12 protein-coding genes are annotated in these 9,187 nt (G+C 74.6%); 4 read left to right on the top strand and 8 right to left on the bottom strand.

Features of this window, described 5'->3' with window-relative positions; all coding sequences use genetic code 11:
• On the bottom strand, positions 1–191 hold a 191-nt coding region (locus Q0195_RS06440), incomplete at its 3' end, for a general stress protein (RefSeq protein WP_366518082.1).
• 84 nt (positions 192–275) lie between these two features.
• Between Q0195_RS06440 and Q0195_RS06435 the strand changes: the two genes are divergently transcribed.
• The 3 genes from Q0195_RS06435 to Q0195_RS06425 all read left to right on the top strand — a co-directional run bounded on the left by Q0195_RS06435 (position 276) and on the right by Q0195_RS06425 (position 3,270).
• The gene (locus Q0195_RS06435) at positions 276–1,577 is read left to right on the top strand and encodes a CBS domain-containing protein (RefSeq protein WP_299276095.1); all 1,302 of its coding nucleotides are present in this window, start codon (positions 276–278) and stop codon (positions 1,575–1,577) included.
• Positions 1,570–2,058, top strand: a complete 489-nt coding sequence (locus Q0195_RS06430; RefSeq protein ID WP_299276093.1) for a DUF1003 domain-containing protein — start codon at positions 1,570–1,572, stop codon at positions 2,056–2,058. The genes Q0195_RS06435 and Q0195_RS06430 overlap by 8 nt, the downstream gene beginning before the upstream one ends.
• Positions 2,059–2,145: 87 nt before the next feature.
• Positions 2,146–3,270: an Mrp/NBP35 family ATP-binding protein gene (locus tag Q0195_RS06425; protein WP_299276090.1), complete on the top strand. Its 1,125-nt coding sequence runs from the start codon at positions 2,146–2,148 to the stop codon at positions 3,268–3,270.
• Positions 3,271–3,324: 54 nt separating this feature from the next.
• On the opposite strand, the gene Q0195_RS06420 is transcribed toward Q0195_RS06425, so the two are convergent.
• The 4 genes from Q0195_RS06420 to sigE are packed head-to-tail and all read right to left on the bottom strand — an operon-like array spanning position 3,325 to position 6,661.
• Positions 3,325–3,642, bottom strand: a complete 318-nt coding sequence (locus Q0195_RS06420; protein ID WP_299276087.1) for a twin-arginine translocase TatA/TatE family subunit — start codon at positions 3,640–3,642, stop codon at positions 3,325–3,327.
• 22 nt (positions 3,643–3,664) lie between these two features.
• Positions 3,665–5,227, bottom strand: a complete 1,563-nt coding sequence (locus tag Q0195_RS06415) for a trypsin-like peptidase domain-containing protein (protein WP_299276084.1) — start codon at positions 5,225–5,227, stop codon at positions 3,665–3,667.
• A gap of 34 nt (positions 5,228–5,261) precedes the next feature.
• Positions 5,262–6,104 (bottom strand): zf-HC2 domain-containing protein, encoded by an 843-nt coding sequence (locus tag Q0195_RS06410; RefSeq protein WP_299276082.1) that lies wholly within the window; start codon positions 6,102–6,104, stop codon positions 5,262–5,264.
• Positions 6,101–6,661: an RNA polymerase sigma factor SigE gene (gene sigE / locus Q0195_RS06405; protein WP_299276079.1), complete on the bottom strand. Its 561-nt coding sequence runs from the start codon at positions 6,659–6,661 to the stop codon at positions 6,101–6,103. Before sigE ends, Q0195_RS06410 begins: the two co-directional genes overlap by 4 nt.
• Before the next feature lie 129 nt (positions 6,662–6,790).
• Between sigE and Q0195_RS06400 the strand changes: the two genes are divergently transcribed.
• Positions 6,791–7,426 (top strand): O-methyltransferase, encoded by a 636-nt coding sequence (locus Q0195_RS06400; RefSeq protein WP_299276099.1) that lies wholly within the window; start codon positions 6,791–6,793, stop codon positions 7,424–7,426.
• A 36-nt stretch (positions 7,427–7,462) separates the two neighbouring features.
• On the opposite strand, the gene deoC is transcribed toward Q0195_RS06400, so the two are convergent.
• From deoC to Q0195_RS06385, 3 genes are all read right to left on the bottom strand, one after another.
• Positions 7,463–8,122 carry a deoxyribose-phosphate aldolase gene (deoC, locus tag Q0195_RS06395; protein WP_299276077.1) on the bottom strand — a complete coding sequence of 220 codons (660 nt, stop codon included), beginning with the start codon at positions 8,120–8,122 and terminating at the stop codon, positions 7,463–7,465.
• A 40-nt stretch (positions 8,123–8,162) separates the two neighbouring features.
• Positions 8,163–8,372 (bottom strand): hypothetical protein, encoded by a 210-nt coding sequence (locus Q0195_RS06390; RefSeq protein WP_299276075.1) that lies wholly within the window; start codon positions 8,370–8,372, stop codon positions 8,163–8,165.
• A gap of 79 nt (positions 8,373–8,451) precedes the next feature.
• Positions 8,452–9,187 (bottom strand): hypothetical protein (locus tag Q0195_RS06385; RefSeq protein WP_366518081.1); only part of this gene is annotated, 736 nt, incomplete at its 5' end.

Genomic DNA, 9,187 nt, shown 5'->3' with positions numbered 1-9,187 from the left:
CGCCCGGTGATCCGCTCGACCATCCGCAGGTCGGTCCCCACGATCGTCGTGTGCTGGACCTCGAACTCCTTGTCCGACAGGAGGTCGACGGCGCGTTGCGCCTCCAGGTAGGTGTCGAAGGAGGCGATCTGGACGCCGGTGGGCAGGGTCGGTGTGGGAGGAACCCCGCCCCTGCTGCTCATGAAGGACATGGCTCGATTCTCCCCCGTCGGGACGGTCGCCGCTACGCTCCCACCTCCCGGCGGAGCGGGGCCGTTGCTCATAGGCTTGCCGACGTGAGCAGCGCACCGGTGAGCAGGACCGCGCCCAACCGGGTCTTCGTCGGCCGGCTGGCGGGCACGACCGTGTTCGACCCGCTCGGCGACCCGGTCGGCAAGGTGCACGACGTCGTCGTCCTCATCCGCAGCCAGGGGCTGCCCCGGGTGGTGGGCTGCGTCGTCGAGGTCCCCGGGAAGCGCCGCGTCTTCCTGCCGATCACCCGCGTGGTGAGCATCGCCCCCGGCGCCGTGATCACCACCGGGCTGCTCAACATCCGCCGCTTCTCCCAGCGCGCGAGCGAGACGCTGGTCATCGGCCAGCTGGTCGACCGGAAGGTCACGCTCCGCGACGGCAGCGGGGACGCCGTCATCTCCGACGTCGCGATCGAGCAGCAGCGCAACCGGGACTGGCTGGTCACCCAGCTGTTCGTCGAGCGCAGCCCCGGCGGCCGGGGTCTGCGCCGCCGACGCGGTGAGCAGCTCATCGTCGAGGTCGAGGAGGTCGTCGACCTCGCCGGGGGCCCGGGTCCGCAGCCGGCGACGACGCTGCTGTCCACCATCGCCGACCTCAAGGCGGCCGACGTCGCCGACGTGCTCCACGACCTGCCGATGGACCGCCAGCTCGAGCTCGCCGCCGAGCTGTCCGACGAGCGCCTCGCCGACGTCCTGGAGGAGCTCAGCGAGGACGACCGGGTGGCGATCGTCTCCGCCATGGAGGCCAACCGGGCCGCCGACGTGCTGGACCTCATGCAGCCCGACGACGCCGCCGACCTCGTCAACGAGCTGCCGCCGGACGTCGCCGGCTCGCTGTTGGAGCTCATGGAGCCGGAGGAGGCCGAGGACGTGCGCCGCCTCATCGCCTACCCCGAGCGCACCGCCGGCGGTCTCATGACCACCGAGCCGATCATCCTGCCGCCGGAGTCGACGGTCGCCGTCGCGCTGGCCAGCGCCCGCCGCCCGGACGTCACCCCCGCCCTGGCGACGATGGTCTTCGTCGTCCGCCCGCCGCTGGAGACCCCGTCGGGCAAGCTGCTCGGCGTCGTCCACATCCAGCGGGCGCTGCGCGAACCTCCGGCCGTGCAGCTGGGCTCGCTGCTCGACGTCGACATCGAGACGGTCGGCCCGCACGACGACATCGGCAAGGTCACCCGGCTGCTGGCCACCTACAACCTCACCGCGCTGCCCGTCGTCGACGACGAGGGCCGCCTCCTCGGCGCCATCAGCGTGGACGACGTCCTGGACCACCTGCTCCCGGAGGACTGGCGCGACGCCGACACCGACGACACCGACACCGCGATGACGAGGAGCGTCCATGGCTGATCGTCTCGACACCCCGCTGGACACCCGACGACGCTGGCTGCGCCGTCCCCGGGTGGACTCCGAGATGGTCGGCAACGTCGCCGAGGGGATCGCCCGCTTCACCGGTACACCGCGCTTCCTCGTCTACCTCACCGCGTTCTGCATCGGGTGGATCGCCTGGAACACGCTGGCACCCGCGAACCTGCGTTTCGACTCCGCCGCCCTGGGCTTCACCGCGCTCACCCTCATGCTGTCCCTCCAGGCCTCCTACGCGGCACCGCTCATCCTGCTGGCGCAGAACCGCCAGGACGACCGCGACCGGGTCGCCGCCGAGCAGGACCGCCAGCGCGCCGAGCGCAACCTCGCCGACACCGAGTACCTCGCCCGCGAGCTGGCCGCGCTGCGTCTTGCGCTGGGCGACGTCGCCACGCGGGACTTCGTGCGCTCCGAGCTGCGCGCGCTGCTCGAGGAGCTGCGCCAGGAGGAGGCCGAGCAGCGCTGAGCGGCCCGTGGCCCGGCCGCCGGGCCCTGGGCCGCCCGGGACCAAGGGGCTTTGGGTCCGCTCCCGACAGGCACCTACCATGGGGTCATGACTGCCCCCACCGTCGAAGCGATCCGGTCCGAGCTGGAGAAGGTGCTCGACCCCGAGATCCGCCGCCCCATCACCGAGCTCGGGATGGTCCGCTCCGTGGAGGTCGCCGAGGACGGCGACGTCGTCGTCGGGATCGACCTCACCACCGCGGGGTGCCCGTTGCGCACCACGATCACCAAGGACGTCACCGCCGCCGCCCAGCGCGTCGCCGGCGTCCAGGACGTCCGCGTCGACATGGGGGTCATGACCGAGGAGCAGCGCAAGGCGCTGCGCGCCCAGCTCCGCGGCGGCGCCGCGGAGCCGACGATCCCGTTCTCCGAGCCGGGCAACCTCACCCGGGTGTACGCGGTGACCTCGGGCAAGGGCGGCGTCGGCAAGTCCTCGGTGACGGCGAACCTCGCCGCGGCCATGGCCGCCGACGGTCTGAAGGTCGGCGTGGTGGACGCCGACATCTACGGCTTCTCCATCCCCCGCATGCTCGGCGTCGAGCACCCGCCGACCAAGGTCGACGACATGATCCTGCCGCCGGTCGCCGGTGACGTGAAGGTCATCTCGATCGGCATGTTCGCCCCGCCCGGGCGCCCGATCGTGTGGCGCGGCCCGATGCTCCACCGCGCGCTGCAGCAGTTCCTCGCCGACGTCTTCTGGGGTGACCTCGACGTCCTCCTGCTCGACCTGCCGCCCGGGACGGGGGACATCGCGATCTCGGTGGGCCAGCTGCTCCCCTCGGCCGAGCTGCTCGTCGTGACGACGCCGCAGACGGCGGCCGCGGAGGTCGCCGAGCGGGCCGGATCGCTGGCGGCGCAGACGAACCAGCACGTCGTCGGCGTCATCGAGAACATGTCGTGGCTGGAGCAGCCCGACGGCAGCCGCCTGGAGATCTTCGGCTCCGGCGGCGGGCAGCAGGTGGCCGACAACCTCAGTGCCGGCCTCGGTTACGACGTGCCGCTGCTCGGGCAGGTCCCGATCGAGGTCAAGCTCCGCGAGGGCGGCGACCGCGGCGTGCCGTTCGTCCAGGAGGACTCCTCCCCCGCCGCCGAGGTGCTGCGGGAGGTCGCGCGCGGCCTGAGCCGCCGCGCCCGCGGTCTGGCCGGCCGCTCCCTCGGTATCAGCCCGGTCTGACGCCGGCGGGCGCGAGCCCGCACCCGGTCTCAGGTCGCCTCGTCGCGCCCGGTCTCAGGTCGCCTCGTCGTCGAAGGGGGCCTTGCCCGCCGGGGCCTGCGGTGGGCGCGCCGGGCGCGTGGGCTCCTCCCGCAGCGCGTCGCGCACGATGCGCCGGGGGTCGTACTGCCGCGGGTCGAGCGACCTGAGGTCGAGGTCGTCGAGCTCCGGCCCCAGCTCCGCGCGCACGCGGTCGGAGGCGTCCTGGGAGAGGCGGCGCAGGTTGCGCACCAGGCGCCCCAGCTGCTGTGCGTACTGCGGTAGTCGCTCGGGGCCGACGAGGATGATCGCCAACAGCGCGATGACCGCCAGCTCGGACCCGTTGATCGGCACGGTCCCTAGGATAGGCCGCCGGTCACCCGTCGCTGACGGCTTCGTCCAGCACGACCTCGACCTCCCGCTCCCCGTCGTCGGAGCGCACGGTGAGCACGACGGTGTCCCCCGGGGCACGTGCCCGCACGGCGACGATGAGCTCCGAGGGGGTGGTCACCGGCTGCCCGTCGATGTGGGTGATGACGTCACCGGGCTCGATCCCCGCCTCCTCGCCCGGGCCGCCCGGGGTCACGGCGGGGGTGTCGTCGGAGTCGGTCTCCAGCACCTGGACGCCCTCGCCCTGGTAGCGGGTGTCGAGCGCGACACCGATGACCGGGTAGGTGGCCCGGCCGGTCTCGATGATCTCCTCGGCCGTGCGGCGCACCTGGTTGGACGGGATGGAGAAGCCCAGGCCGATGCTGCCGGTGGGCTGACCGCTCGCCTGGGCGATCGCGGTGTTGATCCCCACCACCTCCCCGGCGGCGTTGATCAGCGGTCCCCCGGAGTTGCCGGGGTTGATCGCGGCGTCGGTCTGGATGGCGTTGATGAAGGAGGTGTCCTGCGAGTTGCCCGCCTGGACGGGCCGGTTGAGTGCGGAGACGATCCCGCTCGTCACCGTGCCCTCCAACCCGAGCGGCGCACCGACCGCCACCACCGGGTCCCCGACGACGACGGCGTCGGAGTCCGCGAGCGGCAGCGGGGTGAGCCCGTCGCGGCGGACCCGCAGGACGGCGAGGTCGTAGTCGGTCGTCCGCCCGACGATCTCCGCCTCCTCCTGGCCGCCGTCGGGGAAGGTGACCAGGACGACGCCGCGCCCGTCCGCGGCGGCTGCGATGACGTGGTTGTTCGTCACGAGGTAGCCGTCCTCGCGCAGCACCATGCCGCTGCCGCTGGAGGCGGAGCTGCCGCCCACGACCTCGATGAACACGGTGCTCTCCAGCGCGGCGGCGGCGATCCCGGCGACCGAGTCCGGCGGGCGGGTGGTCGACACCGGGGAGCCGGCGGTGGGCAGCGTGCCCGAGGACGACGCGGCCGGCCACAGCGCCCGGGCGCCGAGGGCACCGAGCACGAGCCCACCGAGGAGTGCGACGAGCACGAGGAGGACGACGACGCCGAGGCCCACCTGCCGCCGCCGGCGCCGGCGGCGTGCCTGCTGCGGGAGGACCTGCTGGGGGTGCGTCTCGCCCGTGGGGGGCTGCCACGGCCGGGCCGAGGGGTCACGCCACAGGTGGTCGGCCGGGGCGGCCGCCCGGCCGTCGCCGGGCACGTACTCCGGCGGCGGCGCCGACGCCGGGTAGGCCCGGGTGTCCGTCTCGCCGCGCGGCGACGACCACGGCAGCTGTGCGTGGGACGTGGCCGGCCCGTCGCCCTGCCCCGCGGGCGAGCCGTGCGCCGGGCGCCACGGGTCGTACCCCGCAGCCGGCTCGTAGGCCGGCGCCCGGTCGTCCCGTGGCGTGTGCTCCCCCCTCGTGCGGTACTCGTCGTTCCGGTCGGTGTCCGCGGTGCCGTAGGGGCGGCGGTCCGGCTCGTCCACGCTGTACGGCTCGGTGCGGGGGGCCGGGGCCGGCGGGTAGGCCGGCTCGTGCTCACCGGGACGTTCGTTCATCAGCCCAGTCTCCTCCGTCAGCTCGCTGCGGGCATCAGCCGCGCGCCCACTCCGTCACGGCCCGCCAGCCGCGGGCCAGGCGGGCGGCGGGCGAGGTGTCGTAGCCCCCGGCGGGCAGGGCGGCGAGGATCGCGTCGGTGTAGGGGGCGTCGTCGGGGGCGGCGAGGACGACGACCACGCAGTCCTCGCTCTGCAGGGCGACGTCGTGCACACCGGTGGGGAGCAGCAGCGCGTCGTGCCGGCCGACGAGCTCGGTCTGCAGCTCGGCGACGGCGTGGTCCGCGAGCACGCCCCGCTGCTGGAGCAGCCGCACGTGCGCCATCGACCCGGCGATCTCCAGCTCGAGGATCTCCCCCGTGTCCGTCTCGTGGACCTCGACGTCCACCACCCGCATCCCGTGGGGCAGCGTCTCCGGCGCGCTCCACCCCTCGGCGGCGAGCCAGGCGACGATGTCCCCGGAGGCCTCGGTGGAGCCCAGGCCCTCGGGCAGCTCGGCCGGGCGCTCTCCGGGGGTGTCGTTGACCGCCTCGAGGATCGCCTGCGGGTCGGTCCGCGGCTCGACGAGCCCGCCGACGACCACGAGCCCGCCGACGACGGTGCCCACGAGCCCCACCACACCGGCACCGGCGAGCAGGCCGCGGCGGCGGCGCGGCTCGGGCAACTCGGGTCCGGGCGACAGGGCGAGCAGCCGGGCGGTGAGCTCGGGGTCGGGCTGGACGTCCCCGGCCCGGCTGAGCACGGTGCGGGAGGCGCGCTCCTGGGCGAGCAGCCACTCGCACCGCGGACAGACCGCCACGTGGGCGAGCAGGGCCTCGGTCTCGGCGGCCGGCAGCTCGCCGTCCACGAGAGCGGCGACCCGGGAGCCGAGGTGGTTCACCGGACCACCTCCTCGCTCAACGCACCGGGACGCAGGTGCCCGAGCCGCTCCCGCAGCATCGCCCGGCCGCGGTGGATGCGGGAGCGCACGGTCCCCATCTTGATGCCGAGCGTCGCCGCGATCTCCTCGTAGGACAGTCCTTCGACGTCACTGAGGACGACGGCGGCCCGGTACTTGGGCGGCAGCGCGTCCAACGCGGCCTGGATGTCCGGGTCGACGTGCCCGTGCTCGTAGCGGCGGTGGAGGTCGTGCTGCTCGTGGGAGGCGGGGACCTGCTCGGCGTGCTCACCGAGGTGGGTGAGCCGCAGCCGGGACCGCTTGCGGGCGCCGTCGAGGAAGAGGTTGGTGGTGATCCGGTGCAGCCAGCCCTCGAAGGAGCCGGGCTGGTAGGAGTGCAGCGAGCGGAAGACGCGGACGAACGTCTCCTGGGTGAGGTCCTCGGCGTCGGCCTTGTTCCCGGTCAGCCGGTAGGCCAGCCGGTAGACGCGGGCGGAGTGGTCGCGCACGATCTCCTCCCAGGACGGCGGCGTCCAGGTGGTCTCGTCCTGCGTGGTCATGCGGGGCCTTCCTCACTGGGGTCCGGGTCCCAGGATACGAGGGAAACCTGAGGGGTCCCTGGACGGGTGACGATACGATCAGGGACAGTCCGCACGCCGACACGGGCGCGAGCAACGGGAGGCACCACCATCGCTGCCGAGAAGGCCCTCAGCTGGGCGTACACCGAGGAGTTCATCCCGGAGGACGACGTCATCCTCTCCGCACGTCGCCGCGCGGAGGAGCTCGGCGCCCCGGCCGTCGGTGCCGGCACCGGGGCGGCGCTGCGCCTGCTCGCCGCCGCCGTCGGGGCCCGCGCCGTCGTCGAGATCGGCACCGGGACGGGGGTGAGCGGGCTGTGGCTCCTGGGTGGTATGCGCCCGGACGGTGTGCTCACCACCATCGACGTCGACACCGAGTACCAGCGCGCCGCGCGGGAGGCCTTCGCCGCCGCGGGGGTGCGGTCCTCGCGCACCCGGCTCATCTCCGGCCGGGCCATGGACGTCCTGCCGCGGATGGCCGACGGCGCCTACGACCTCGTGCTCGTCGACGCCGACCCCGCCGACGTCGCCGACTACGTCCAGCAGGCGGTGCGGATGCTGCGCGTCGGGGGTGTGCTGGCCGTGGTCAACACGCTGTGGCACGACCGGGTCGCCGACCCGGCGCGCCGCGACGAGTCGACGGTGGCGATGCGTGAGCTGGGCAAGGCGGTGCGCGCGGACGAGCGGCTCACCAGCGCCCTGCTGCCCACCGGCACCGGGCTGCTCGCCGCGGTCCGCCGCAGCTGACGGCCCGCGTCGGCAGGCCGCCACCGGCCCGGGTGGTCAGGACTCGGGGAAGCCCGCGAGCACCGCGGCCGAGCTCGACAGCCCCAGCCGGGTGGCGCCGGCGTCGATCATCGCCTGCGCGGCGGCGGCGTCCCGGATGCCCCCGGATGCCTTGACCCCCAGCCGGCCGCCCACCGTCTGCGCCATGAGCTCGACGGCGTGGACGCTGGCCCCACCGGCCGGGTGGAAGCCGGTGGAGGTCTTGACGAAGTCGGCGCCCGCCGCCTCGGCCGCCCGGCAGGCCGCGATGACCTGCTCGTCGTCCAGCGCGGCGGACTCGATGATGACCTTGAGGACCACCGGGGAGGGCGCGGCCGCACGCACCGCAGCGATGTCCGCCTCGACGGCGGCCCAGTTGCCGGCCCGTGCCTCGCCGAGGTTGATGACCATGTCGACCTCGGCGGCGCCGTCGCGCACCGCGCGCGCGGCCTCGGCGGCCTTGACCTCGCTGTGGTGCGCACCGGACGGGAACCCGCACACGGTGGCCACGACGAGGCCCTCGGCGCCCTGCAGCGGCAGCTGCGAGGGCGAGACGCAGACGGCGAGCACGCCGAGCTCCCGCGCCTCCGCCACCAGGGCGGCGACCTGCTCGGCCGTGGCCTCCGGCTTGAGCAGGGTGTGGTCGATCAGCTGGGCGACGTCCTGGCGTGCGGTCATGGCTCCTCCTGGGGCTGGGTGCCCTCCGAGCCTAGCGGGGCTAGAGCTCCTCCCCGTCGACGTCGGCGTCGTCGAGCACGGGGACCTCGATGGTCTGTTCGAGCTGGTCCGCCTCGCTCGCCTCGCGGTCGGGGTCGACGACCTCCGGCGGGTCGTAGTCCTCGCCGGTGGAGGGGGACAGCGCAGCCACGGCCTCCTCGGGGTCGTCGGGCAGGTCGATGCCGGGTGTCGGGTTCGGCGGAATGCTCATCGGTCACCCTTCCTTGCGAGGTCGCTGTCGGGGGAACCTCTAGTGTGGCCTGCCGGGCGGGGCGATGCACATGCCTTGGTCACCTGTCCGGGACGGGCAGCAGGGTCGCCACGACGTGCGTCCACCCGCCGAGTGCCGGGTGGGGCTCGGTGCGCGCGAGCAGGTCGGCGGTGCGGACCGCGAACACGGACCCGGCGGCCGGCTCGTAGAGCTGCAGCGTGCCGGGCAGGCCGGCCCCGCGGGGTGGCGGGACGGCGAGGACGACGTGGCGCGGCACGGCGTGCGACAGTCCGCCCCGGACGTCGCCGCCGACGTAGAGCGGCACCGGCTGGCCGCGGCGGATCGCGGCCTCGACCAGGCCGAGGAGGGTGGGGGCCTGTGCCGACGCGTCGTCGAACGGGCGCACCCGGTAGCGGACGCCGGGGAAGCGGGCGACGCGGGCAGCCGTCCAGGGCGGGGTGCCCAGGGCGCGCGGCCACGGCAACGGACCGAGCCCCCGCCGTGAGGTGGCCGCCTGCACGGTGCGCTGCGCGGCGGCGAAGCGCGCGGCGGCGCCGCCGGTGACCGGCTCCTGGGGGACCTCGGGCGGGTGCTCCCCGGCCGGCAGGCTCCCCGTCTCGAGCCACTGCGCCAGGGCCGGGTCGCCGGTGGCGGCGAGCATGACGAGCACCGCCGACCCGCACGTGGTGCCGTCCGTCTGGCGGGCCCGGGCACCGCCGAGGAGCACGGGCAGCCCGTCGGCGTGCTGTGCACCGGGGCGCGCCGTGCCGACCGGTCCACCGCCGTCCCCGCCCCGCGGCGCGCTCGGCCCGGGT

The organism is uncultured Georgenia sp., from assembly GCF_937958535.1.
Lineage (GTDB): Bacteria > Actinomycetota > Actinomycetes > Actinomycetales > Actinomycetaceae > Oceanitalea.
Note: the sequence above shows the minus strand (reverse complement) of the source record. Positions and strands in the feature narration are given on the sequence as shown.

Coding starts and splice junctions, on each gene's coding strand:
- Q0195_RS06430 (WP_299276093.1), top strand. CDS start 1,570: ATGGCTGATCGTCTCGACACCCCGCTGGACACCCGACGACGCTGGCTG.
- Q0195_RS06425 (WP_299276090.1), top strand. CDS start 2,146: ATGACTGCCCCCACCGTCGAAGCGATCCGGTCCGAGCTGGAGAAGGTG.
- Q0195_RS06415 (WP_299276084.1), bottom strand. CDS start 5,227: ATGAACGAACGTCCCGGTGAGCACGAGCCGGCCTACCCGCCGGCCCCG.
- sigE (WP_299276079.1), bottom strand. CDS start 6,661: ATGACCACGCAGGACGAGACCACCTGGACGCCGCCGTCCTGGGAGGAG.
- deoC (WP_299276077.1), bottom strand. CDS start 8,122: ATGACCGCACGCCAGGACGTCGCCCAGCTGATCGACCACACCCTGCTC.
- Q0195_RS06390 (WP_299276075.1), bottom strand. CDS start 8,372: ATGAGCATTCCGCCGAACCCGACACCCGGCATCGACCTGCCCGACGAC.